Here is a 24878-nt window from a genome sequence, read left to right as displayed (position 1 = left end):
CAGACCACGAAAGCAAACTTTTAGTTGACTAGAGAAAACATTAATTCCCCTTCACAAGCAAGTTGACCGTCAACTTCAGCACGACCTTGCATCTTACCGAAACGACGTTGTTTTACCCATAACAGTTCCACCGTCATTACTAGTTGATCCCCCGGTACAACTTGGCGGCGAAAGCGAACTTTATCGATACCAGCAAAGACAAATAGCCCGCCTTCTACCGAAGACATTTGAGTGAGAACAATGCCTCCAACTTGTGCCATTGCTTCCACAATTAGTACCCCTGGCATCAGTGGACGACCGGGGAAATGTCCTTGAAACTGGGGTTCATTAATAGTGACATTTTTAACACCAACTGCTTTTTTACCTGGAACGTAGTCAATTATTTTGTCTACAAGTAAAAATGGGTAGCGGTGAGGTAGCAATTCCTGAATTTCTTCAGAGGTGAAAGTTGTTTTAATGTCAGAAACGATCTTAGTCTCATTTATAGTTTGTAGTTCAGTAGATGTAGTCGGATCGATTGTATTCACTTCAGTCAGTATTGACATTGGCTCTGTGGTTAATTTTTCCTCTGAAAGTTGAGCAGGTAGGCGTATATCGAAAGCCCTAATAATCCTAGATTTTAAGCTTTAGAGTAAATCCAAAATCTAAAATCCAAAATCTAAAATTTTCTGAGCCAGTTGAAGGTGTAAATTGTGACTGGCCTTATACGCTAAGAAATGAGCAATAGGAAAAGTTCCTAGTAAGCTTAAATCTCCTACTAAATCCAAGATTTTATGACGGACTGGCTCATTTGCAAATCTCAATGGTGGATTTAGCCAGCCATCTGGCCCGCAAACGAGTGCATTATCCAAACTACCACCTTTAATTAACCCTGTTTTTTGTAAGTGTTCAATTTGATGCAGTAACCCAAAAGTACGGGCAGGAGCAATTTCCGCAGCAAAGCTAGCAGAAGCTTTTTCTGGTTCACTGGTTAGTGACCAACTATACCATTGATTACCAATGGCAGGTAGGTCAAAATCAATACCGTAACTAAAGCGAGTTTCTGGTGCTGGGAGGGCACATACAAAGGCATCTCCTTGATAGATCCATAAGGGTTCTGTAACAGCCAAGGGAACTTGGTTTTTACCAGGTTGTGATACTAAGCCTACTTTGGCAATGTTGGCTGTCCACACACTTGCTGAACCATCTAGAAGCGGGATTTCTGACCCGTCAATTTCAATTCGGGCGTTATCCACACCCATACCCGAAAGCGCTGCCAACAAATGTTCTACCGTGCGAACAGATATTTCACCCTTGCCTAACTGAGTTGAGAGAACAGTGTGATTAACTGCCGCAACTTGGGCTGGAATAATCGGCAAATCCGGTAAATCCACCCGCACAAAGTAGCGTCCACTTCCTGCCTCAGCTGGTAGTATCCGCACCTGGGTATTCACACCGCTATGCAATCCCACCCCTATTTGGGTGATTTCACCTGCTAGAGTGTGCTGTTGCATAGTCGAAAAGTCAATATCAATATATTTCGTTTAGTATTGTTCATCGTCTGTTTTGGTAAAATCCCTGATATTCCCCTAAAAATGTCATTAATGCCTTTATCGGAACAGTATTGAGGTAAATGTAAAAATTAGCAAGCTAATCCAAAAAAGATAATTGTCATTTGTGCTTTGTGATTCACTAATGACCAATGACAAGTTAGAACCTTTCCCCAATACCAAAATTAATCCGACTATCCCCATCATCGTTGATACCGTAGTCAATACGAATTGGCCCTAGTGGAGACTGAACGCGAACGCCAAGACCATAGCCGAAGCCACTACCATTTTTGTTTAACACCTCAGCCGCCCTAGTACTAGTTCCCAGGTCACTGCCAAGATCAAAAAATAGTGCGCCACTGACTACTGAAAAAACTGGAAACCTGTACTCAACTGATGCTTGCACGTAAGAGCGTCCACTACCCAATGCTCCTTCTTCATAACCCCGGACGGAATTGCTACCCCCAAGAGTAAAAGCTTCGTAAGGAGGCAAGTCGCCAAGGATGGTTCCTGCTTGCAAGTTAAAGGCTAAGGTTTGCGCTCCTTTGCTGAGACTAATCAGCTTGATGGGTAAATATTGGCTGTAGCTACCCCGGAATCTGGTGAGGAAAATGTTGCCTAGTCCTATGGGAACCGACTGGTCAACCCCAAAGCGGAGATAAGAACCACTAGTGGGTTGCAGGGGGTTATTACGGAGATCGCGCTGTGCCCCTAGTTGCAGAAGTAGTAAATCGTCTTGACCTCCGGGAGACAAGGTAAGTGGAATTTCGAGTGGTTGACCATTGGGAGTGGGATTTCCATTCGGGTCAAGAGGAACTCCATCATTATTGAATACCGCTCCTGTTGTTTTGAGATTGCCGTCAGCATCACGGGCAGAAACTCTTTGATACTGTAAACCGGCTGAGGCAGTCCAGACGGAAGTTTTGTAAGGATTGGTAGAGAGGGGACGGGTAAAGGTGACACCACCACCTACACGGAGAATGCGGGGGCGATCCTGAGAATCGGTATTAGTGGGATTATTTGGGTCAAATGTTCTAATATCTTCATCTTTGCCATCAAAAATCAGCGAAATGGAACTGCGGCGAAAAATATTGGTTGTGTAGGAAGTCCGGTAAGGATCTCCTGCAATCCAGGGGTCTGTAAACCGCAGATCAAACAGCAGTTCCCGTTCTCCAACCTGTACTTCTGCCCCCAGTTTTTGGTTTCTGCCGTTTAGGTTTTGCTGTTGATAGCTAACTGTTCCAAAAAGTCCGCTAGCAGAACTAATCCCTGCCCCAGCCGCAATAGAACCGCTACTACGTTCAGCTACATTCACTACTACATCGACCTTGCTGGGGTCACTACCAGGGTCGAGGGAGACATTCACATCTTCAAACAGTCCTAGCCCATACACGCGCTGTAGGTCTTTTTGCACCGTGTTGCGGTTGAATATTTGTCCTGGCTTCAACTCCAGTTCTCTGGTAATGATGTAATCTTGTGTCCGCCCCCGAATTGGTTGTCCCTTCTCGTCTGTCTCCTGACCATCTTTATTGCGGAACCGGACTCTAATGTTTTCTACTACACCTTCTGCTACTTGCAAGGTAACAACTCCGTTTTCAGAGACTTGTGGCGCTCCAATCACGTTGGCTAACACATAACCTTGGTCTTGATATCGCTTGTTTAGCTGTTTAATACCTTCTTGCAAGTCACGCAAGTTAAGGATTTTGCCATATTGCTCCCGAAATACTTCATCGACAGTATTAGCTGGTAATACGGAGGCAACACCAGTGCCAGGATTAGCTTGCACTTCTACTTTGCTCAGGATGGGGTTAGGCTGTACAACAAAGCTCACTCGCACTCCCAAGGGGGTATCTTCTGGGGATGCTTGGACGTTGGAGAAGAAGCCAGTTCCAAAGATGGCGTTAATATCTTCTTGCAGTTGGCTGCGAGTTGTCGTTCGTCCTGCTTGGGTACGAATTACTCTATAAACTTGTTCTTCCAGTTCTGGTGATAGTTGCCCAGCCTGCGATTTAATTACTACTTCTGACACCAGTACGCGGGGGTCATTGGCTTCCGGGGCTGTGTTGGGTTGAGTATTTCCCGGAGTTATCTGTGGATTAACATTCTCCGGACTGGGAGTTGTCTGTGGATTAGCATTCTGGGGAATGGTAGTCCCGCCTGGGCGTGGGGTAGGTGTTCTTTGTTGGCTATCTGAAGGTGAAATCTCTGGGGCGGTAGATGGTTCTGGAGTTGTGGGTAATAAAGGCTCCGTTGTCGGTGGGTTAACATTCTCCGGGAATGGAGCGGTCTCAGGAGTTTGAGAAGGCGTTGGTTGTTGAATTTCTGGCGGTGGAATGTCTGGGGCGGGAGAGGGCTGTTGAGTTGGGCTGGGATTGATTTGAGGGGTTTGTTGTGCAGTTTTTGGCGTTGTGGAGGTTGGCACTATTACCCCTGGTTTTGCGTAGGCGTAGCCCGCCGCAGGCATCGCTGCTGGATTAGCAGGGTAAACTGCGACAATGCGGGATTTTGGTTGCTCTATAACTACTTTGGGATTAGTTAGAGGCTCAAGACTCTTACTAGAGTCTTGTTGACTAGTGTTTTTTTCTGGCTGCTGATTTGTTCCTAGTGTCAAAACTTCTGTTGTCTGTTTTGAACTGTTGGCGGTTTCTGCTTTTGCACTCAATGAGCCGCCCAAAGGCACTGTAATTGCTACTGCTGCCAGCAATACGGGAGATAAACGCATTTTACTTATGATTCCTCTTCACGACCACACACACACCATCACAAGGCAATAATGCCCTTATGCCAAAGGTAAAATTCAAAATATAATTTTTTTCTTTTGCTTTTTTACTTTACAAGGCAAAAGGCAAAAGGCAAAAGTAAAATATAATTCCTTCCGATCTTTTGGCTTTTACCTGTTTAAGTTGTAGCTTCTACTGCTTTTAGCACTCTTTGTAAAACCTCCTGGTAGGCATCCTCTACATTTCCTAAGTCTCGGCGAAAGCGGTCTTTGTCCATTACCCGGCGGTTTGAGTCCTCTTCTGCGGTGTCCCACAAACGGCAGGTGTCGGGGCTAATTTCGTCTGCCAAGAGCAACTGCTGTTGTGAGTCCAAACCAAACTCTAGTTTGAAGTCTACTAGGGTAATACCGCATCGTTGCCAAAATTTATGGAGAAATTCATTGATTTCCAATGCTAGATGTCTAATGGCATCTACTTGTTCCGCAGTAGCTAGTTCTAGTAGGTAAAGGCGATCGCGTGTCAACAAAGGATCTCCTAACCGATCGTTTTTGTAATAAAATTCAACCAAAGGCTGTTTCAGAATTGTACCCACTGGCAAGCCTGTTTGTTGAGACAAACTGCCAGCTGCAATATTTCTGATAACTACCTCTAAGGGCAAAATCTTTACTGCCCTCACCCGCATCTGATTCGGGCTAGGGCTGTCGATAAAGTGAGTCTTTATACCATAAGCTTCTAACTGCTTAAAAAGCTGGCTGGAAATGCTACAATTTATCTCGCCTTTTCCTTGAATACTGCCACGTTTTTGGGCGTTAAACGCTGTGGCATCGTCCTTAAAATCAGCCAACAAGACTTCAGGATCGTCCGTTGTGTAGAGAATTTTTGCTTTGCCTTCGTATAACTTGGAATTAACAGACATGGTGACAGGTAAAGTTCTAGGGGATGGACGATTTTTGTCGTTTCGAGCTTCACCATTTTATCTTTAGTTAGTGAACTATTAGCTATTGGTGATTTTTTGAGAGGATATAAGGACGATAGAAAAGTCGGCACAGAGGGAGAACAGGGGGGAAAGAGGTAATTTGAATTCTCCTTTCTCTGCCCTGCCCATTTGCCTCTTGTGCCCAATACCCAGTTTCCTAATTAGCTAGTTGCTAAATATTCACAGCTAAATATCTAACTTTTAATAGAGGACGATTAACTTTGCTATCCAGTATCTTTATCTAAGTAATTTAGAATTTATATTTGTAGTTATTTTCACTAAGACTATTCCATTAAAATATACGTGTATATTTTAATGGTTATTAGCTCAGGGTTTAGACTGAAATTAATTACAATTTTAACTTCATAATTTAAGATGAGATAAATAGCTGATATCTGGGAGGAAAATCAAATATTCTCTCCAGTGACTTTAGTAGAAAATTATTTGTGTAACCTTTACAACAAAAGTATTTTAAGCTTTATCCCCTAGTCTCAAAATCTGAATCAACTAATTCCTGCATCAGCAATTAGAAAAGGAGTTGGATGATTTGATTTCCCCCAGTCTTAGGAAAGTAAAGATTAGAGGTAGCTAGGATTCAGCTTGAGACATTCAAATAAGAGGTGAATTGAATCAATGGAGAACAAAATAGTGAATAAAGATGATTTTCTCTACCCTCGTGGCCGCTACTACGGTCAGGTAAAGCCAGAAAACTTGGTCTTTAATGCCAATCTACAGGAATTTGCTCAACGCGTCAGCTACATTTGTAACTTAGAAACAGGTGGAAAACTGCCTCCAGGTGAAGCTTACAAACAAATAAAGGATCTATGGAAACAGTTAAAAAACTCAAAAAAAGAGCTACGAATTGGTGAAGATCCGTTTCAAGATGACGAGGGTGAGGTTAAAGGTTGAAGTTGAGAGGCGGGGATAAAGAGACAAGGGCAATAACCCATGTCCAATGACCAATAACTAAATTACTTAGTAAGCATTGTCCAAATACCATCCCATGATTCTGGAGGCGGGTTTTGTAAATAATTACGCGCACGTTCTAGATGAATATCAACAGCTTGGTCTTGGGGTTGGATGTATTTGGCGGCTTCAAAACAAGCGATCGCTTGTGAGAAATTGCGCGATAAATAAGCAGCGCGTCCAGTATGATAGTGATATAAAAACTCTTGGGTGTTGGCATCTAAAGGAGTATTGCGATCGCCAATTAACTCGTAGATATTAACTGCCTGGTGTTTCCCTTTGACTCGAATTTTGTCTAACTGGCGCACCCAAATGCGATCGCTGCAAAGCTGATAAGTAAATTCGCTTAAGATAATATCACAACCATATTCCTTAGTTACCGCCTCTAAGCGCGAACTTAAATTTACGCCGTCTCCAATGACGGTGTAATCCATCCGTTTGCGGGAACCAATATTACCCGAAACCACTTCCCCAGAACTAATTCCGATACCAATATGAATTTGTGGCTGCGCCTGGATAATTCGTCGCTGGTTAAATTCCTCTAGGCGTTTTCGCATATCTAACGCTGACTGTACGGCTCTCCAAGCATGATTTTCTGTAAGTGGTAGCGGCGCACCAAATACCGCCATTAATGCATCACCAATAAATTTATCGAGGGTACCTTCGTAGTTAAAAACAGCCTCCACCATTGTTTCAAAATACTGATTTAGCAACGATACCACCTCAGCTGCACCGAGATTTTCTGTAAGTGTTGTGTAGCCTCGGATATCAGAAAACAAGACGGTTACTTCCTTGCGCTCACCCACCATTAAAGCATCTTCCCCTAGTGCCATAACTTGTTCCGCTACATGGGGCGTTAAGTAGCGGGACATAGTAGTTTTCATCCGTTTTTCTCGACTGATGTCTTCTAATACCACCAAACCACCCCGGACACTGCCTTCTGGGTTAGTTAGAGGGTTGACAGTCAGATTCGTACTGCGTTCTAGTGTTTGCACTTCATCAGGGGTGAGAAACTCAGATTGGGGAGTGAGGGATAGATTCCAGGGAATGAACAAATCGGGGTTAGTGCGATCGCGCACTGCTAAAATCGAGTGCAGAGTGGCATTCTCCACTTGAGAAATTCCGACTATCAAACTTTGCTCTGGCACATAATGTTTAGCTCCAGTTTTTAAACTATCTTCTAGTCGCATTTGAAGGTTTTCAATCGGTACAACTTCCCAAACAAAGCGACCAATCAAATTTTGTTCCCACAAAAGCTTGTTTGTTTTGGTATTAGTATTTTTTACAGGACAACCTAATAACTCCAGTGCTGCATCATTAATCGTGACAATCTGACCTGCCATATCTGTAGAAATAACCGCATCTGACAGACTTTGCAAAATGTCTTTTTGATACTGTTTCTCTAACAACACATTTTCAAAGAGACGAGCATTTTCCAAGGCAATTCCTGCCTGGGTATTAAAAGCCCGCATAAACTCTTCATCAGAAGCAGTAAAACTGCTTTGTTGCTTATTAATTAATTGCGTTACACCGATTAATTCATTTGCAGAATTAAATACTGGTAAACATAAAATATTGCGAGTCACATAACCAGTTTTTCTATCTGTAGTTGGGTCAAAGCGGGGGTCTTTATAGACATCAGAAATATTTAGGGCTTCGCCAGTGGAAGCCACATAGCCAGCAATGCCACGGTTTGCGGGAATATGGATTTCTAACAAGTTTGTAGCATCTGCTGCTGCCGAAACTTTTGTCCAAAGTTCGCTCATATCTTTACGATATAAAAATAGCGTACTGCGGTCTGCTTGCATTAAAATTCGAGCTTGTTCCATGACTATCTGCAAAGTTGCTTCTAAATCCAAACTTTGCCCTAATGTCTGAGTCGCCCGCAACAAAGCCGTTGCACCTCGTTGATTACGAGCGGCTACATAAAAAGATTGGCAGCTTTCCAGAATAATCCCAATAGAAGCGGCAAAGTCTCGGAAACGTTCTTCATCATCACGATTAAACGGAACATTTCCGGTTTTATTAGCTAGTTGTACTACCGCTACAGTATGGTTTTTACTACTGATAACAGGCATACATAAAATATTATGAATTTTATAGCCCATTTGTTTTTCAAGTTCTGGGCTAAATAGGGGATGACTATGAGTTTCTGATATATTTAAATATTGACCTGTACTGGCAACATGACCAGGAATACCTACCGTAATGGGGGTACGAATTTCTAAGAATTTTTGGCTATTATCTTGAGGAACTTTTGACCACAGTTGACCTTTGTCATAATCAACTAAAAAAATAGCTGTGTGTTCTGCTTGTAGGATTTGACCAATTTTGAGGGTGATAGCTTCTAGCACCTTCTCTAACATAGTTTCTAGAGCTTCATTATTGATTAGTTCAATAGCTCTAAGAAATTGCTGAAACTCAGCAGTTATGAAGTCAAGTAAGCAAACAAATTCATTAACAGATAAGTCTTTAACACGACGTAATAGAGCATGAGTACGATTAACTTGAGTCAGTTCAGTTAATGTAGCCAAGACGCTACCAGGGTTGGGGAGTGTCATGGGGATTGGGGATTGGGAATTAGGGACTGGGGATTGGGTATGGTTATTTTTTTGTCCTCCTTGTCCCCATTGTCCGCCTTGTCCCCCTTCTATTTCCACTCCCTACTCCCCTATTTTGTTAATTGTTCAGAAACTATGACCTTTTGGTAATAATCTTGTAGCTGCCTGGTGGCAGCTGCCCAACCCCAACTTTCTGCTTCCTGACGAGCATTTTGACGCATGATATCTCGTTGTTCTTTTTGTTCTAAGAGGCGAATAGTAGCAGCTAAGGCTCCTTGAACATTTGCTGTAGGCTCAAAAAGATATCCATTTACTCCATCTGTCACAATATCAGGAATTCCCCCGGAACGGGCTGCTACTACCGGACAGCCAGCAGCCATCGCTTCTAGTAGGACTAAGCCTAGTGTTTCTGTACGGGAAGGAAAGATAAAGGCATCAGCACTAGCAAAGGCAGAACCTAATTCTTGCCCCATGAGATATCCAACAAAATAAGTGTTTGTGCCAGCAAAATGTTTTTCTAGTGCTTGACGGTGCGGGCCATCTCCAACCAATGCTAACCGCGCTTCGGGAATTGCTTCTAAAATAGGTTTGATGCGCTCAATTTCTTTTTCAGCAGAAAGCCTCCCAACGTAAAGTAGTAATGGGCTTTCTGGATGATTTTGTGATAAACGCGATCGCATCTCTACATTAGCTAAATCAGGGTGAAATAATTCTGTATCCACCCCACGCTGCCATAAATCTACACGTTCAATACCATGTGCTGTCAGTTCCTCTACCATTGCTGTGGAGGTACACAGATTCAAATCTGCTTGATTATGAGCGCCTTTTAGCAGTTCCCAAAGAAAGCCTTCCAGCATCCCCAAGCCGTAATGTTGAAGATATTGGGGTAAATGGGTATGATAAGACGCAACTAAGGGTATTTTGAGGATTTTGCTGTAAAATATGCCAGCTAAACCTAAAACAGCTGGATTCACGACATGAATCACATCTGGCTTAAACTCTTCTAAAACATAACCAATGGCGGGGCGGGGAAGTGCCATTGTTAATTCTGGATATAATGGCAAAGGAAAGCCAGTAATGCCGTAAACTTTAGCGCCCTTATGTTCAGTGATGCCTCCATCAGGGGCAATCACCAGCACTTGATTACCACTACGCTGTAAATGGTCAATAGTATGGCGCAGCCGCGTTACAATGCCGTCAACCTTAGGTAAAAAGGTTTCGGTAAATAGAGCAATTCTCATAAAAAACTATTCAGTCCAGGCAGATAATCCCAGCTTTGCTTGCGTTTCTGTATCAAACACAGAATAGACTTTCTCTTGTGGTGTAATCAACTCTGCACAGTCAGATTTAATGTTTTGGCGCTGTTTTTGTACAAAGTCCGAGATGTCCTCAATGTTGACAATCCAATCTTTGGCGTAAGTAGCTAGCACTTGACCGCGTAACCCTAACTGAATAGCGCGTCTTTCTAATTTTGTCCCAGTTGGGTGATGGTCTGGGTCCCATTGTAAGCGGACTTGCGATCGCTTCAATGCTTTTTGCCATACACTTTTATCAGGATAAAGTTCTGGGACGTAGCTAGAATGAATAGCCGCCGCTAAGATTTCATCAAAAGCCGAACGCTTCATCGAAATAGCTAACACCACCTCTTGACCATTTTCTGTACCCCATCCAGAACGATACATCATCCAGAGGAAGTTAGGTTTGATCCAACTCATGCGGTCAAAACTGAACTCACCACCAAAATAACCGTAGATGGCGGCGAAATGACCAATCGCAGGACGATATGCCTGATAAACAACAATTGAATGGTCGTCATATTGTGCTAAAATATGACGACCATTTTTTGGCCAATTACTAACTTGAGTTAAATAAGGTTCTGTTATCAGCCGCACGCAGAGTTTATCCTAATTTCTGTGCCAAGAGACTTTGGGCAGAATTTGCTTATGATCGACTCGTTTCTGATACTTAATGGCAAAGTTTAACAGAGAATCGAGTAGAGAATCAGAAAGCAAGTGAGGCTGTAAACCTAAATCGAGCAATTTAGTGTTTTTAGCGTTGAAGTAATGTTCTTCTTTCTCAACTCTGGGATTATCTAAGTGATTGATTTCTACCTTCAATCCCATAGCGTTACCAGCATTTTTTACCATTAATGCCAATTCACCGACGCTGAATTGTTCGGTAAATTGGTTAAATACGCGGAATTCGCCAGCTTGGGCAGGATTAGCGATCGCTAATTCCACACATCGTACTGTATCCCGAATATCCAAAAACCCACGAGTCTGTCCACCTTTACCATAGACAGTTAAGGGGTGTGCGATCGCAGCTTGAATACAAAAGCGGTTCAGTGCAGTCCCAAACACACCATCGTAATCCAGCCGATTAATCAATAGTTCGTCCATCCCCGTTTCTTCGGTTAAGACACCATAAACGACACCCTGATTTAAATCAGTTGCCCGCAATCCCCAAATCCGGCAAGCAAAGTGAATGTTATGACTATCATGGACTTTGCTTAAGTGGTACATCGAACCGGGCTGCTTGGGATAAGGTAAGGTATCCTTGCGGCCATTGTGTTCAATGGTGATATACCCTTCTTCGATGTCGATGTTGGGTGTACCATATTCACCCATAGTCCCCAGCTTCACCAAATGACAGTCCGGGAAATCTTCCCGCATGGCGTACAACAAGTTCAACGTCCCAACTACATTATTGACCTGAGTGAGAACTGCGTGTTCTCGGTCAATCATGGAAAATGGGGCTGAACGCTGTTCGCCAAAATGCACTAGGGCATTTGGCTGAAATTGATGTAATGTTTTGCTGAGAAACTCGTAATTTGTAATATCGCCGATGAACAAATCGATAGATTTACCCGTCAAATCTTGCCAGCGCTGGAGACGTTGTTGAATTAGTGCGATCGGAGTGAGAGTTTCAACACCAAGTTCATTATCCCAGTGCCGCCGCACCAAACTATCTAAAATTCCAACTTCATAACCTCGATTGGAAAGGTAAAGAGCAGTTGCCCAACCGCAATATCCATCACCGCCAATAACCAGGACTTTCATCTTCACCAGTTTTTACTCGCTGATAGCTAAATCTATCAGGTTTTTGTCCCCTCTCAATCATCATTCTGAGAGAAATGTGGATTTTGGACTTAGGGAACAGCAATAAATAAGGGAAAATTAAGAGGAATTCTTTCTTGTACAGACGCGATTCATCACGTCTCTCAATCTCTCAGGACTTCGGAATCCGATACTGTTGGGCAATGTAATAAAACAAACGATAATAATCTTGAAATTTTTGGCTCTTGCTTCGTCCCTGCCAATAATATTTCACTTGACTCTGAGTTAGTGTCAGTGTCATTAAACTTATATCTTTATCAACTTCTACAACCATTACCCCAGATACTCCTTGGGCAGTTTTAAAGTTGGATTTTATCTTTTTTAACGGCTCTTGCTCTGTAACAATCGAATTTGGGAAATCATGACTTGCCCAACCACGAATTTCTACTGAGTTATCCTGTTGTGAAATAAACGCAATTCCATCACCATTTGCTGGGGCTGCTGAAGAAGTCCAGTTACTTGGATATGGAAATTCAAAGCCATAACGAGAGTTGCTATAAGTTTTCCATGCGATCGCTCCGGCGTTAAAATCATTTGCAGTACAACCCCACAGAATTACTAACAGGGCAATAACCCCACTAACGCTGGCTGCAAACCGATAAATTCTTCGCCCCAAATTACACATTTTGCCAAAGTTACTGATTTTATAGAAATACCAGAAACTCAGATCGATACTTCGCACTGAAAGAGCGCTCATTAAAAATTAAATATTCTTTCAGGATATTTACCATTCTCTTTTTGACTCCTCAGTAGAGAAGCTTATAAAGAGTGCTTTATCACACAATTTATGTACAGTGCATCTCAAACAGGCGAACCAACTTTGGAACTTTTTCACTTCCAAAGCAACACATCTTTGCAATTTCCGCCAAATCTTTCTGTAATTTGCATCGGGAAGCCAAACGAGCAAAAACCCCCAGATATTGATATTTCTGGCTTACCAGATTCGGATGTGGCATCTCGCGTTCACGCCCAAATTTGGGTAAATGGGGATGAATACCATATCACCGATTTGGGTAGTTCTAATGGTACATACATTAACGGCGCGAAACTTCAACCCCAAGTTTTTTGTCCACTCCATCCAGGAGACAGAGTTTCCCTTGGGCAGGGAGACAAAATAACTTTCATGTTTAGAGTGCAGCAGCACTCTGCATCTGCTACAAAAAATCCTACCCCAAACTCCGCGCCAACAAAAATTACAGCACCTACCACCAGTAAAGAAGAGGAAGAGCAAGTAATCCTTGCCAGTAAGCTTATTGGTTTAGGACTAATCCTCGCTGGCATTACATTTTTAAGTACAAGCATTTATGTAAGCGTTTACTTACGCAGCACACCTGGGATTTTGCTGTGTATGGGAGGTGTAGTAGCTCTAAATTGGGGTGGGCGCGATAATCGCAAACTCGGATGGGTGTTGATTGGCATCGGAATTGCTCTTTTCATCGCCAGTGGTGTTGTCATCGGCTCTGTGTCTCTTTTTTCGATGCTGGTGTCATTTGCTGGCATCTCTTGTGGATATCAGTTGTTTACAACCGGAAAGGTGTTCAACTTCAATCCGCTTACACTCCAAATAGTTAAAAAGTAAGCCAAATTAGGCAATCATTAATTAGAATTAGCGATCGCTAATTTCCATTCAGGTTTCAGGATTTGAATCCTACCCTGATTAATTCTCAGAGGTTTGTCGTGAGGGATTTATCACTCAATAAACAGCATTTCAGCCTTACTTGTAAACAAATGTAACAAAAGTGGCGTTAAAACGTTTTGCTGTCTTGACAACCAATAGAAGAACCGATAAGTTGATATACATACCCGGGTAAGACCGTTAAAGAGTTATATGCAAACGCAAACTAAGCAAAAGGTCACTTTGTATTTATCGCCAGAGTTGCACAGAAAACTGAAGATTCGTTCAGCAGTAGATTCTGAACCAATGTCAGAACTTGCCGAACGCGCCCTTGGTTTTTACCTGTCTAATCAAGAATTGGTAGACGAGTTAGAAGACTCTTCTTTTGGGCGGACTCATAGAGTTTATTCATGCCCAACTTGTGATAGCTCGATAGTCTTACGTGATGGGGAACTGGTTACTTTGGGCAATCAACCAGGAGTAGTTGGTCAAGAGCATCTTTCCATTATGGATGAAGATGAAACCAATCCCAAAGGTGAGGAAGAGTTAGTTCCTTGCTAGATAGATATTCATGATTCGGTTGTCTTTACCAGCAGCAATGTCTCTACTGTCTCTATAAGGTCTCAAGTAGGTCGAAGTATGAAAGAAGAGCTCAATATCCTAATTCAAGCTCAATACCCTTTAATCTACCTTGTGACCTCCGAGGAAGAGCGGGCCGAGCAAGCCGTTTCCACAATCGCCCAGTTGTTAAAGCCCCAGCGCCGAGTATTTATTTGGACAGTAACACACGGGATTGTGGAGTATGGTCAACCCCGGAATGTTACCCAACATAATACCGTGTCTCCAGAGGCGGCCATTGAGTGGATCATCCGGCAGAAAGAGCCAAGTATATTTATTCTTAAAGATTTACACCCCTTTATTGATGCGCCAGCAACAAACAGATCGTTACGAGATGCGATCGCTAGCTTTAAAGGTACGCAAAAGAACATTATTTTGATGTCTCCCATGCAACAAGTACCTATAGAGTTAGAAAAAGAAGTTGTTGTTATAGATTTTACGCTGCCAGATATGGCAGAGTTGAATAAAGTACTGACTCAGCACGTAGACCAAAATCGTGGTCGGCGGTTGACAACAGAGGCTAGAGAAAAGCTTCTCAGAGCAGCTTTAGGTCTAACTAAAGATGAAGCTGAGAAAGTCTACCGAAAGGCGCAGGTAACTACAGGGCGTTTGACGGAAGATGAAGTAGATATCGTTTTATCTGAGAAAAAGCAACTAATTCGGCGCAATGGCATCTTAGAATACATCGAAGAAGATGAAACCATTGATGCAGTAGGTGGCTTAGAGGAGTTAAAAAGATGGCTCAAGCAACGGTCTAACGCTTTTACAGAAAGAGCGAGAGAGTATGGTTTGCCTCAACCAAAGGGGATGTTAATTCTCGGAGTTCCCGGTTGCGGTAAGTCATTAATAGCCAAAACTACTTCCCGACTGTGGGGTTTACCCCTGCTGCGGTTAGATATGGGGCGAGTTTACGACGGCTCAATGGTGGGACGAAGTGAAGCAAATCTGCGGAACGCCCTGAAAACAGCAGAATCCATTTCCCCAGCGATTTTGTTTATCGATGAATTAGATAAATCCTTTGCTGGTAGTGGAGGTTCTTCTGATTCTGATGGGGGGACTTCAAGCAGAATCTTCGGCTCTTTCCTCACATGGATGCAAGATAAGAAATCACCAGTGTTCGTGATGGCAACCGCCAACCGAGTAGAACGCTTACCTGGCGAGTTCTTGAGGAAAGGACGCTTTGATGAAATTTTCTTTGTCGATCTGCCAACACCGGAAGAACGGCAACACATTTTTAATATTCATCTGACCAAACGCCGTGAAGACATCTCTCGATTCGATCTTGAGCAACTAGCCAAGATGTCTGATGGCTTTTCTGGGGCAGAAGTTGAGCAAGCGATCGTTGCGGCAATGTATGAAGCTTTTGCCCAAGATCGGGAGTTCACCCAACTAGATATTATTGCTGCACTGAAGGCAACATTGCCGCTGTCTCGAACGATGCAAGAACAAGTAACGGCTCTGAGAGATTGGGCCAGACAGCGCGCACGCCCCGCAGCATCCTCCGTAGCTGAATATCAGCGAATGGAGTTTTAAAAGCTTTCCTCTGCCATCCCAGGGGGAAAGGCTAGCTGAAAATGCTAGCAGTTATAAGAAAAAGCCGCATCCTACTAAGCGCGGCTTCGCTCAAAACAAACCGTTGTCGTTTTTCTCAATCTTCTCATTGGAGGAAACCCAAATGTCTCACTTTAGCACCCTGCGTACCAAGATCACCGATGCCGAAATCCTCAAAGCTTCTTTGCGCGACCTCGGTATCAGCGTAAAGACTGAAGCTGATGTCCGTGGTTATAACGGTCAGCGCGTCCGTTCTGACATCGTTGCTATGTTGGATGGCGAATATGACCTCGGTTGGTCTCGCAACAGCGATGGTTCTTTTGACCTAATTGCTGACTTGTGGGGCGTTGCTAAGAAGCACAACCAAACCGAGTTGATCAACTCAATCAACCAAAAGTATGCTGTTAACAAAACTTTGGCTGAAGTAAAACAGCGCGGTTTGCAAAACGCCAATGTGAAGTTGGTATTGCAATAACAATTTCTCTGCGCGTTCCCAAAGCTGCACGGGTTAACCATATAAATAGCGGTTAGCCCGCTTTTTTATCGGGACTGAGATTCATTTCTCAGTCCTGATTTTTGATGAGTCTAGTCAATACTAATGGTTCTTCAGTACTTGTTATGCAAAACTAACAAAAGGGATGCCAATTTAATAAACATCTAATTCTGAAATTTTCAAAGTTTCTAAATCCATATCCAGAACGTTTAATCAGTTTAAGCTTGTTATTAATTCCTTCAACCACACCACTATTTGATATTCTAACTGGTGCAAAGGTTTGACCGAATTATGGTAAAAAAGATAGGTCACTCATTGTCAATAATACTTATTTATTGAATTAGTGTTCACAGAAAAAATCTGTGAACACTATTTTTGGTTGTAAAATGTCCTAACTTTTAGTTTTCGCTTGCTACAGGTAGACGGATAGTGAATCTACTACCCTGCCCCGGCTCAGATGTCACATCAATTGTGCCTTGATGTGCTTCGATAATGCAACGAGATAGATATAATCCCAAACCACTACCAGAACGCTGGTGTTTTCCTTGGCGAAATCGCTCAAATAATATTGCTTGGTCTTGTTTAGAAATTCCTGGCCCTGTATCTTGGATATCAATAGTCACATTTGCCGGAGTGAGATGACAGTGAATATCTACATAACCTTTGTCTGTAAATTTGATAGCATTACCGATAATATTTGTTAAAACTCGCCGCAGTTCTACGCGATCGGCCATGATAGTGATTGTAGTTTCACCTCTATCAATATTTGCAGTTAATCCTTTTTCCTCAGCTAAGGGAGTTAATTCTTGGAAAACTTCACTAACTAATTCCTGAATATTGCAGGGAGAAATTTTTAAAGTTTTACAGCCTGCTTCATGACGATAAACTTCTAGCAAAGTATTTACCATTTCTAGCAGGTCTTGATTACTGCCAATCATGGTATCAATTATTTCTTGCAATTGTGGCGAAACTTCGCAAAATCTGCCTTCTAGCAATAATTTTAAGACGCGGTTGGAGGCTACTAGCGGTATACGTAGATCGTGAGTAAAACGCGAGACAAAATCAGCCCGTAGGTTAGCCATCTGATCTCGTTCGTCAATACTATGCTTGAGGCGCAGGAGCGATCGCACTCGTGCATGTAGTTCATCAGGATCGAATGGTTTACGAATAAAGTCATCTGCACCAGCATCAAGTCCTTCCACAACACTAGACTCATAGTGAGCCGTTAGCAGCAGAATAGGGATAAATGGCAACGCCTGATTCTGTCGGATGCGTCGAGTAAATTCATAGCCATCGAGTTCCGGCATCATCACATCCAAGAGAATTATGTCTGGCGGTGACTCTTCAACCATAGCCAGAGCAATTTTACTATCTTCTACCAAGCTAATTTCATAGTCCTCATCTTCTAGGACAGCTTCTAAGACTAGTAGATTATCAAAAATATCATCGACAACGAGAATTTTATCTTTTTTGACAGTTTTACTTAAAGACATGGCTAAATAAAAAAAGAAGTGCTTGGCTATCCCTAGCAAATCTAGTCATAGCTTACATCACCAGCGCTAAGATGAATTAAGGATTCAGATTTTCCTTTCAAGTTTGCTGAATTATATTGTTATATCAACACTCTTGCCTTAGAAAGGCTTACAAGATAAGGTTATTTATGTCTAATGGTAGATGAAATTCAGTAAATAATACCAAGAGCATTGCTTTTTGTATAAGATACCGAATAGAAGAATGAGATTATTTTAATCTGTACTTGAGATAGATAACAGTAAAATTAAGCAACTATGAGTGAAATCAAAATCCTCGTGATTGAAGATCACAATCTGACGAGAATCGGTTTACGGTCTGCCTTGCAAACCCAGCCAGAGTTTAACATTGTTGGTGAAGCAGCCAACGCAGCCGACGGCATCAAGCTTCTGAAAAGTCTCAAGCCAGATGTTGCTACTATTGACATCGGTTTGCCTGACATGGATGGGATTGAGCTAACACGCACGTTTAGGCAGTATCAAGCAGAGAACGAAGACTACACAACAAAACTGCTAATCTTAACGATGCAGAATAGCGAACAAGCAGTTTTAGCAGCATTTGCAGCAGGTGCAGATTCTTATTGTATGAAGGATATCGAAACAGAGAAACTAGTAGAGGCTGTGCAAACAACTTATGCAGGTAGCTCATGGATCGATCCAGCGATCGCAGACCTTGTACTACAGCAAATACGTCAAGATTTCCCTGACGGTAACAGGGGAGCATCTGGAAAAAGAGTCTTGATTGAAGGTATTGACCCAGATACTGAGAAAAGTATAGTCAGCTATCCTTTAACTCACCGGGAGATGGATGTTTTAGAGTTAATTGTCGCTGGCTGTGACAATGCAGAAATTGCTAAAAGGCTCTATTTAACAGTCGGTACTGTCAAAACTCATGTTCGGGGTATTCTCAATAAACTCTGTGTTGCAGACCGGACACAGGCTGCTGTCCGTGCTTTGCGGGCTGGTTTAGTACCGTAAATATACTTATGCGGTGATTTATTCGGTCAAAAGTATCACCTGTACAAAGATTTATTAAGAAATTGTTACACAGTTTAGTAAAATGACATAATTGACGAACAAATAAGTATTTTTCCTTATATACATGATAGCGGATCAATTTCCCTGGCTTACCGCGATTGTCTTGCTGCCACTCGTTGCCTCCCTGCTCATCCCTGTGCTACCTGATAAAGACGGCAAACGCGTGCGGTGGTATGCACTGGGTGTAGGTATTGCAGACTTTGCCCTGATGTGTTATGCCTTTTGGAAGCATTACGATGCCAGCAGTGCTAGTTTTCAAATGGTTGAAAATTATGCCTGGATGCCTCAGTTAGGTTTAAACTGGGCGGTATCAGTTGATGGACTTTCAGCGGCACTTGTGCTGCTAGCAGGATTTGTCACCACACTCTCGATTTTTTCAGCTTGGCAAGTCGATCGCCGCCCCCGCCTCTTCTATTTTTTAATGCTGGTGCTGTATTCAGCACAGGTAGGGGTATTTGTTGCTCAAGACTTGCTGCTATTTTTCATTATGTGGGAAGTAGAACTGATTCCCGTCTACTTACTAGTCTGCATTTGGGGTGGGCAAAGACGGCGTTATGCGGCTACGAAATTTTTGTTGTATACCGCAGCGGCTTCTATATTTATTTTGGTGGCAGCCCTGGCAATGGGGTTATATGGCGGCGGTGATATGACATTTGACATAACCGCCCTCGCCAAGAAGGAATATCCCCTTGGTCTACAACTGCTACTTTATGCAGGATTGTTGATTGCATTTGGTGTCAAACTTGCTGTTTTTCCGATGCATACTTGGTTGCCTGATGCACACGGCGAAGCATCTTCTCCTGTGTCGATGATTTTGGCTGGTGTATTGCTGAAGATGGGCGGATATGGACTAATTCGCCTGAACCTTGAGTTACTTCCCGATGCACACATTTACTTTGCGCCCGTTCTAGCAATTTTGGGTGTTGTCAACATTATCTATGGTGCATTAAACTCTTTTGCTCAGACGAATATGAAGCGGCGTTTGGCTTATTCGTCGATTTCTCACATGGGGTTTGTACTGCTTGGGATTGCATCCTTCACTGATTTGGGAATCAACGGCGCGATGTTGCAGATGATTTCGCATGGTTTGATTGCATCAGTGCTGTTTTTCTTGGCAGGTGTTACTTACGATCGCACCCACACAATGGTAATGAAAGATATGGGCGGTATTGGTCAAGCCATGCCCAAAGTCTTTGCCTTGTTCACAATCTCCGCGATGGCATCCCTAGCACTTCCCGGTATGAGTGGCTTTGCTGGCGAACTCTCGGTATTTGTTGGTTTAACAAGCAGTGATGTTTACAGTTCGACTTTCTGCACCGTAACTGTTTTTCTCGCCGCAGTTGGAGTTATTCTCACACCTATTTATTTACTTTCAATGCTGCGAGAGGTATTTTATGGTGACGGTGCAGCGCTCATCTGCGACATTAATAATGCAAGCTCAGAAAATCAAGAAGATGACGGAACAGTTTGTTTTGGTACAGACTGCTTTGTACCAGAAGATGCAGTCTACGACGATGCTAGACCCCGCGAGATATTTATCGCTGCCTGTTTTCTGCTGATGATTATTGGTATTGGTTTCTATCCCAAGATGGCGATGCAAATGTACGACGTGAAGACTGTGGCAGTAAATGCTAATCTTCGCCAGTCTTATGCCATAGTCTCGCAAACAAATCCCCAGATTTTTGCTAATCGATTCTTGGTTCCGCAAATTTCCGAGGTTGAGGTAGCGCCCATTTTGGGAACTGTGAAGTAATCTTTTTGACTAATAGACTTGTCAAAAAGAGCGATCGCTTTTAATGTTGAGGCGATCGCTTTTACACTAGGATTACGCGATCGCACGGGACGATAAAAGATCAGTTTGGTGGCGTAAATGAACTTAGAAAACTGGTCTTGACAAAATAAAACTTTTACAGATTAGATTTCCAATTAAAAAAGAATGTATTAACATAGGGATTAAAGTAATATTTATAACATTTATTATGGCTATGCGAGACGCAGACAAGGATCGTCGCAAAAATCGCCTTGTCAACAATTCTAACCCAGGTGGAAAAGAATCACTTTCTTATCATGAGCTTAACCATTTTTTGAGGAATGCTCGTGCTGATGCGATTCGATGGGAACGACTTGCCAAAGAAAATCAAGAAGCTGCGTCTCAATTTACTCAAGTTCAGCAAGATATCCAAACTTACCAAGTTGAAGTTAACGAGTTAAAACAGATATATCTGAATGAACAAAAAAATTATCAGCAGGCTTTATGCCTTTACAATGGAGAAAAAACTAGAGCAATTGAATTAATTGCCCAACGTGATGAATGGCAACAACGTGCGAAAGAAAATCAGGAAGCTGCATCACAACTAACTCAAGTTCAGCAAAATATCCACACTTATCAAGTTGAGATTAACGAATTAAAAGAACGCATAGCAAACAATTATTTAATTTATCTTGATGAACAAGAAAATTATCAGCAGGCTTTAAATCGTTACAATGAAGCAAAAACGAAAGCAGTTGAATTAATTGCCCAACGTGATGAATGGCAACAACACGCGAAAGAAAATCAGGAAGCTGCATCCCAACTAACTCAAGTTCAGCAAGATATCCAAACTTACCAAGTTGAGGTTAACGAATTAAAAGAACGTGCAGCACACAATTACCAGATATATCTTGATGAGCAAAAAAATTATCAGCAAGCTCTACATTGTTACAATGAAGAAAAAGCAAGAGCAACTGAATTACTTGCCCAATATGAAGAAATGAAGTCTGAGCGAGACAACTATTTAACTCTATATAATGAAGCACAAACACAACTTAAATTTGAGCGACGTTCCAAGGCTGGTATTAAGGGATGGGAAACTCGCCGTAAAGCCGAGAACGAAAGGCTAAAACGGGAAATTGGGGAGATGGTCGTTCTGCTGCATGAATCCCTCGCAAGTAAGGATGATGCTATAAATAACCTCTACGTTGTAGCAAAACGCATGGATCGTATTCAATCTCTAGTAGATTCAGTGGAAGAGGAAACAACAGGTAATCCTGTCGGTCTGGTACAAAAATTTAAACGCATCTGGCTTGCTATTAAAGAGATACTTTCGGAATAAACAAGCATCTTTATGAGCAAACAATCAGCATCAAACATAGGAAATCAAAGTAAAAGTAAGTTAGGGGAGCAAATTCGTAATATTGCCGATAGACTTAAACAAGAAAATGAGGTGCAGATCAAAGCCACTTCTCGTATTTTGGGGGCTGCGGCTCAAATTTCCGAAAATCATGACCGACTAATTAATGAGGTAGTTGATATGGTTGAGGAAGACCTTAATAAACAAACTCAGACGTATCAAAAAGATATTCATACGGTTGATATTTTAAAGCAACAGTTTAAAACATTACGTGAAGCAAAAGATTACTTTAAGCTGAAAGCGGCTAGTTGGGAATCCCTCGCTAAAAAATTAAATGATTCATCTTCTCAAAAGCTTGTAACTGAAACTAAAACTCAGCCGTATCAATTTTATGAAAGTAACGGTATGGGAAAATTTGAACATGATGGCAAAATTTCTGAAGGGTTGACAGTTCATTTAGAAGAAGATGTTGCAGAAATATTTCCCAATGCTCAAGCAGTAAATGAAGCTCTACGTTTTCTAATTAGAGTTACGAAGAAAAGTTGCTAAAAAAGTAAATTTAACAGTCCAATATTTATAATTGATTTTATAGGAAAGTCGCATTCGTGCTTTCCAAAACTTACTCAATATTAAACTCCACTAAACGTTGTGTCTCAGATAATTAACTTAAAAGTTGTGTATCCTAAATTACTTTTGAAAATGACATTTGTAGATTGAGTGGAGCGATGGCATAATCCAAGCATTTAAATTCCCATAGTAGAATTTTGCTAGAGCCACAAGCACTGAAACTCAAGGATCGGAGGATAGATTAAGGAAAAGTAAATCAAAGTATCCCCAGCAATGCTTAAAAACTCGCCCCAAACTGCTACCAATACATGGGATGCTAGTTGATGATTACTGAGTTTTGCCAATGTCTGTTGTTTCTACCATCACTGTTACCGTTCCCGCCACAACTGCGAATTTGGGGCCAGGTTTTGATTGCATCGGTGCAGCTTTAAAGCTGTACAACGAGTTCAAGTTCACTCGCATAGAAGAGGGTGGACTAACTATTCATGTCACTGGTACTGAAGCTGAACGTGTCCAAACAGATGAGAGCAATCTCCTCTACCAAGCGTTTATCAAGTTCTATCAACATATAGAGCAAACGCCACCGGCTGTGAAAATAGAGATTAAGTTAGGCGTTCCTTTGGCGAGAGGTTTGGGTAGTTCGGCGACAGCAATTGTTGGTGGCTTGGTTGCTGCTAATCAACTTGAGGGTGCAACTCTGTCTCAGTCGCAGGTGATGGAGTTAGCGATCGCAATAGAAGGACATCCTGATAATGTAGTTCCAGCTTTGTTGGGAGGATGTCGTCTCGCTGCTACCAGTGGCGCAGGTTGGGAAATTTGTGATGTTCCCTGGCATAAAGATGTTGTACCAGTTGTGGCAATTCCTAATTTTGAACTTTCCACTTCAGAAGCACGCGGCGTTCTCCCCACTGAAGTAAGTCGCGCCGATGCGATTTTCAATACAGCACATTTGGGGTTATTGTTGCGCGGTTTGGAAACTGGGAACGGACAATGGTTAAAGACAGCTTTGCAAGATAAGTTACATCAGCCCTATCGTAAAGCTTTGATTCCTGGTTATGATGCTCTCAACATTGCAGTTGTTAGTGCTGGTGCTTATGGTATGGTGATTAGTGGTGCGGGGCCGACACTGTTAGCTTTGGCGGATAAATTACACTCAAAAGCTGTGGAGGCGGCAATGTTAGCTGCTTGGCAAGAAGAAGGAATTACAGCCGAGGTGCGATCGCTCTCTCTTGATACCCAAGGCGCAAAAAGCTTTTAATATTTTACTCTGCACTTAAAACTCGATTTATGGAGCAAACTCAGGCTGAAATAGCGGCACTTAACTCTCAAATTCAGATACTTTTAGAAGAACGCGCTGCACTCACTATTAATAATGTAATCTCTAGCGAGGATGATTCACCCCAGGCAATGGTGGAAGCATATCGCCGTCAAGCCAGGGAAAATGCCCAATTATCAATTGAACTCCAAGGCATTGATGCAGCGATCGCCGCCCTAGAAACCAAGATCAAGCAAAAACAAGGTAAGTTAGTGCGATCGCAAGTTGCATCAAAAGAACTTATCCTACAGCAAGAGCTAGAAGAAGCCAAAGAACTGGCACAGGTTCATGCTCAACGCATTAATCAACTAGCAGGTGAATTGGCAACAGAAGTCCGTCTCCTTAAACATTGTGCTAACGAACTGAGTCCAATGTATTGGCGGATTTATTACAAGCCGTTCATTACTGGGTTCAAGACAATCTCCGTTCCTTATGTCCGCTCTGATGGGGAAGTGTGGACAATTGTCAACCGGATTGTTTAATGCCAGTATTTCTACACTAGAAATACTTTACTAACATTGACTTTTTCAAGAATCATTTGATTGACAAGATAGTTGCTAAAATCGTCCATATCAAGAAACTTGAACCGATAACGCAAGATTTTGCACTTTTAAAGCGGAGCAGTTGCTAGAGGACTGGGGGTACAAGGTTTCTCAGTCAGCTGTGCAAAATTGTTATCGGGCGTTTTCCCAGTGGGAGATGAGGTGAGAAAGTTCAATGCCTTAGCGATCGCATTTTCGGGGGTGGAAATAGAGGATGCTTTACAAAGCTATTAATTATCAATGCCAACTTATCTGTACCTCGCAATCTTGTGGTACTATTGTAAAACTGACGCTATTGGCTCATCTTCAGCTGTCTAAGCTATCAAGCGGTAAGCAGAAAGGCTTGATAATGTCATGTGGCGGCATAGCCAAGTGGTAAGGCAGAGGTCTGCAAAACCTCCACCCCCGGTTCAAATCCGGGTGCCGCCTTTTTAACAAATTATTTGTCACTAACCCTTGTTTTGCAAGGGTTTTGTCGTTTATTCTAGCAAATCAAAAGCAGCTAAAACCCGGAAGCATCCCTCTTTGGCAGATATACCAGAGTGAACTACCCCAACTTACCGAGTCCGGTTGAAGTTGGGGCTTCTGTAATCACAGGGGAGTGCCTAAACTTAGACTTTCGCCCAAGAGTA

At 42.4% G+C, this 24878-nt stretch carries 21 protein-coding genes, 1 tRNA gene and 1 pseudogene; 12 read left to right on the top strand and 11 right to left on the bottom strand.

The genetic code is table 11. The features are described 5' to 3' along the window. Positions 1–20 precede the first annotated feature (20 nt). The 4 genes from fabZ to purC all read right to left on the bottom strand — a co-directional run bounded on the left by fabZ (position 21) and on the right by purC (position 5165). Positions 21–545 (bottom strand): 3-hydroxyacyl-ACP dehydratase FabZ, encoded by a 525-nt coding sequence (gene fabZ, locus CDG77_RS21770; RefSeq protein ID WP_094331408.1) that lies wholly within the window; start codon positions 543–545, stop codon positions 21–23. A gap of 99 nt (positions 546–644) precedes the next feature. Next, complete coding sequence (gene lpxC / locus CDG77_RS21765) at positions 645–1493, bottom strand: UDP-3-O-acyl-N-acetylglucosamine deacetylase (RefSeq protein WP_094331407.1); 849 nt, start codon at positions 1491–1493, stop codon at positions 645–647. Positions 1494–1689: 196 nt separating this feature from the next. Next, entirely contained in the window at positions 1690–4251 is a 2562-nt protein-coding gene (locus CDG77_RS21760) for a BamA/TamA family outer membrane protein (protein ID WP_094331406.1), read from the bottom strand. A gap of 176 nt (positions 4252–4427) precedes the next feature. Beyond that, a complete protein-coding gene (purC, locus tag CDG77_RS21755; RefSeq protein WP_094331405.1) occupies positions 4428–5165 on the bottom strand; it encodes a phosphoribosylaminoimidazolesuccinocarboxamide synthase in 738 nt (245 codons plus the stop codon). A gap of 693 nt (positions 5166–5858) precedes the next feature. Between purC and CDG77_RS21750 the strand changes: the two genes are divergently transcribed. Beyond that, complete coding sequence (locus tag CDG77_RS21750; protein WP_181154163.1) at positions 5859–6134, top strand: DUF7219 family protein; 276 nt, start codon at positions 5859–5861, stop codon at positions 6132–6134. A gap of 62 nt (positions 6135–6196) precedes the next feature. On the opposite strand, the gene CDG77_RS21745 is transcribed toward CDG77_RS21750, so the two are convergent. The 5 genes from CDG77_RS21745 to CDG77_RS21725 all read right to left on the bottom strand — a co-directional run bounded on the left by CDG77_RS21745 (position 6197) and on the right by CDG77_RS21725 (position 12565). Further along, positions 6197–8752, bottom strand: a complete 2556-nt coding sequence (locus tag CDG77_RS21745) for a GAF domain-containing protein (RefSeq protein WP_094331419.1) — start codon at positions 8750–8752, stop codon at positions 6197–6199. A 110-nt stretch (positions 8753–8862) separates the two neighbouring features. Then, positions 8863–9993, bottom strand: a complete 1131-nt coding sequence (locus CDG77_RS21740; protein WP_094331403.1) for a glycosyltransferase family 4 protein — start codon at positions 9991–9993, stop codon at positions 8863–8865. Positions 9994–9999: 6 nt separating this feature from the next. Then, positions 10000–10644, bottom strand: coding sequence for a DUF4291 domain-containing protein (locus CDG77_RS21735; RefSeq protein WP_094331402.1), 645 nt, complete (start codon positions 10642–10644; stop codon positions 10000–10002). 12 nt (positions 10645–10656) lie between these two features. Then, complete coding sequence (locus CDG77_RS21730; protein ID WP_094331401.1) at positions 10657–11811, bottom strand: NAD-dependent epimerase/dehydratase family protein; 1155 nt, start codon at positions 11809–11811, stop codon at positions 10657–10659. A gap of 169 nt (positions 11812–11980) precedes the next feature. Beyond that, positions 11981–12565 (bottom strand): hypothetical protein, encoded by a 585-nt coding sequence (locus CDG77_RS21725; RefSeq protein ID WP_223269913.1) that lies wholly within the window; start codon positions 12563–12565, stop codon positions 11981–11983. Between the two features lie 90 nt (positions 12566–12655). Between CDG77_RS21725 and CDG77_RS21720 the strand changes: the two genes are divergently transcribed. The 4 genes from CDG77_RS21720 (at position 12656) to CDG77_RS21705 (ending at position 16127) form a co-directional block, all read left to right on the top strand. After that, positions 12656–13447 (top strand): FHA domain-containing protein, encoded by a 792-nt coding sequence (locus CDG77_RS21720; RefSeq protein ID WP_094331400.1) that lies wholly within the window; start codon positions 12656–12658, stop codon positions 13445–13447. Positions 13448–13696: 249 nt separating this feature from the next. Next, positions 13697–14044: a hypothetical protein gene (locus CDG77_RS21715; protein ID WP_094331398.1), complete on the top strand. Its 348-nt coding sequence runs from the start codon at positions 13697–13699 to the stop codon at positions 14042–14044. A 78-nt stretch (positions 14045–14122) separates the two neighbouring features. After that, positions 14123–15634 carry a stress-responsive protein Ycf46 gene (ycf46, locus tag CDG77_RS21710; protein ID WP_094331397.1) on the top strand — a complete coding sequence of 504 codons (1512 nt, stop codon included), beginning with the start codon at positions 14123–14125 and terminating at the stop codon, positions 15632–15634. Positions 15635–15776: 142 nt separating this feature from the next. Continuing rightward, the gene (locus CDG77_RS21705; RefSeq protein WP_012407317.1) at positions 15777–16127 is read left to right on the top strand and encodes a DUF1257 domain-containing protein; all 351 of its coding nucleotides are present in this window, start codon (positions 15777–15779) and stop codon (positions 16125–16127) included. A gap of 151 nt (positions 16128–16278) precedes the next feature. On the opposite strand, the pseudogene CDG77_RS21700 reads toward CDG77_RS21705, so the two are convergent. Both CDG77_RS21700 and CDG77_RS21695 read right to left on the bottom strand, forming a co-directional pair. Further along, positions 16279–16404: pseudogene (locus CDG77_RS21700) on the bottom strand (transposase); the annotation flags it as partial. Positions 16405–16543: 139 nt separating this feature from the next. Then, positions 16544–17638: a hybrid sensor histidine kinase/response regulator gene (locus CDG77_RS21695; protein ID WP_094331396.1), complete on the bottom strand. Its 1095-nt coding sequence runs from the start codon at positions 17636–17638 to the stop codon at positions 16544–16546. Positions 17639–17932: 294 nt separating this feature from the next. On the opposite strand from CDG77_RS21695, the gene CDG77_RS21690 reads away from it, so the two are divergent. The 7 genes from CDG77_RS21690 (at position 17933) to CDG77_RS21660 (ending at position 24675) form a co-directional block, all read left to right on the top strand. Beyond that, positions 17933–18652 (top strand): response regulator, encoded by a 720-nt coding sequence (locus CDG77_RS21690; protein ID WP_094331395.1) that lies wholly within the window; start codon positions 17933–17935, stop codon positions 18650–18652. Positions 18653–18776: 124 nt separating this feature from the next. Further along, positions 18777–20465, top strand: coding sequence for an NAD(P)H-quinone oxidoreductase subunit 4 (locus tag CDG77_RS21685; RefSeq protein ID WP_094331394.1), 1689 nt, complete (start codon positions 18777–18779; stop codon positions 20463–20465). Between the two features lie 226 nt (positions 20466–20691). Then, complete coding sequence (locus CDG77_RS37785; protein ID WP_223269912.1) at positions 20692–21804, top strand: hypothetical protein; 1113 nt, start codon at positions 20692–20694, stop codon at positions 21802–21804. A 12-nt stretch (positions 21805–21816) separates the two neighbouring features. Then, the gene (locus tag CDG77_RS21675) at positions 21817–22371 is read left to right on the top strand and encodes a hypothetical protein (protein ID WP_094331393.1); all 555 of its coding nucleotides are present in this window, start codon (positions 21817–21819) and stop codon (positions 22369–22371) included. Between the two features lie 361 nt (positions 22372–22732). Then, positions 22733–23647 carry a homoserine kinase gene (gene thrB / locus CDG77_RS21670; protein WP_094331392.1) on the top strand — a complete coding sequence of 305 codons (915 nt, stop codon included), beginning with the start codon at positions 22733–22735 and terminating at the stop codon, positions 23645–23647. Positions 23648–23676: 29 nt separating this feature from the next. Then, positions 23677–24186, top strand: coding sequence for a hypothetical protein (locus CDG77_RS21665; RefSeq protein ID WP_094331391.1), 510 nt, complete (start codon positions 23677–23679; stop codon positions 24184–24186). Positions 24187–24604: 418 nt separating this feature from the next. Beyond that, a tRNA-Cys gene (locus CDG77_RS21660) sits at positions 24605–24675 on the top strand. Positions 24676–24878: the final 203 nt, after the last annotated feature.

The sequence above is a fragment of the Nostoc sp. 'Peltigera membranacea cyanobiont' 213 genome, from assembly GCF_002245975.1.
GTDB lineage: Bacteria > Cyanobacteriota > Cyanobacteriia > Cyanobacteriales > Nostocaceae > Nostoc.
Note: the sequence above shows the minus strand (reverse complement) of the source record. Positions and strands in the feature narration are given on the sequence as shown.

Coding starts and splice junctions, on each gene's coding strand:
- CDG77_RS21760 (WP_094331406.1), bottom strand. CDS start 4,251: ATGCGTTTATCTCCCGTATTGCTGGCAGCAGTAGCAATTACAGTGCCT.
- CDG77_RS21750 (WP_181154163.1), top strand. CDS start 5,859: ATGGAGAACAAAATAGTGAATAAAGATGATTTTCTCTACCCTCGTGGC.
- CDG77_RS21695 (WP_094331396.1), bottom strand. CDS start 17,638: ATGTCTTTAAGTAAAACTGTCAAAAAAGATAAAATTCTCGTTGTCGAT.
- CDG77_RS21740 (WP_094331403.1), bottom strand. CDS start 9,993: ATGAGAATTGCTCTATTTACCGAAACCTTTTTACCTAAGGTTGACGGC.
- CDG77_RS21665 (WP_094331391.1), top strand. CDS start 23,677: ATGGAGCAAACTCAGGCTGAAATAGCGGCACTTAACTCTCAAATTCAG.
- CDG77_RS37785 (WP_223269912.1), top strand. CDS start 20,692: ATGGCTATGCGAGACGCAGACAAGGATCGTCGCAAAAATCGCCTTGTC.
- CDG77_RS21685 (WP_094331394.1), top strand. CDS start 18,777: ATGATAGCGGATCAATTTCCCTGGCTTACCGCGATTGTCTTGCTGCCA.
- CDG77_RS21715 (WP_094331398.1), top strand. CDS start 13,697: ATGCAAACGCAAACTAAGCAAAAGGTCACTTTGTATTTATCGCCAGAG.
- CDG77_RS21690 (WP_094331395.1), top strand. CDS start 17,933: ATGAGTGAAATCAAAATCCTCGTGATTGAAGATCACAATCTGACGAGA.
- CDG77_RS21720 (WP_094331400.1), top strand. CDS start 12,656: ATGTACAGTGCATCTCAAACAGGCGAACCAACTTTGGAACTTTTTCAC.
- CDG77_RS21705 (WP_012407317.1), top strand. CDS start 15,777: ATGTCTCACTTTAGCACCCTGCGTACCAAGATCACCGATGCCGAAATC.
- thrB (WP_094331392.1), top strand. CDS start 22,733: ATGTCTGTTGTTTCTACCATCACTGTTACCGTTCCCGCCACAACTGCG.
- CDG77_RS21745 (WP_094331419.1), bottom strand. CDS start 8,752: ATGACACTCCCCAACCCTGGTAGCGTCTTGGCTACATTAACTGAACTG.
- CDG77_RS21675 (WP_094331393.1), top strand. CDS start 21,817: ATGAGCAAACAATCAGCATCAAACATAGGAAATCAAAGTAAAAGTAAG.
- lpxC (WP_094331407.1), bottom strand. CDS start 1,493: ATGCAACAGCACACTCTAGCAGGTGAAATCACCCAAATAGGGGTGGGA.
- CDG77_RS21730 (WP_094331401.1), bottom strand. CDS start 11,811: ATGAAAGTCCTGGTTATTGGCGGTGATGGATATTGCGGTTGGGCAACT.
- purC (WP_094331405.1), bottom strand. CDS start 5,165: ATGTCTGTTAATTCCAAGTTATACGAAGGCAAAGCAAAAATTCTCTAC.
- ycf46 (WP_094331397.1), top strand. CDS start 14,123: ATGAAAGAAGAGCTCAATATCCTAATTCAAGCTCAATACCCTTTAATC.
- CDG77_RS21725 (WP_223269913.1), bottom strand. CDS start 12,565: ATGAGCGCTCTTTCAGTGCGAAGTATCGATCTGAGTTTCTGGTATTTC.
- fabZ (WP_094331408.1), bottom strand. CDS start 545: ATGTCAATACTGACTGAAGTGAATACAATCGATCCGACTACATCTACT.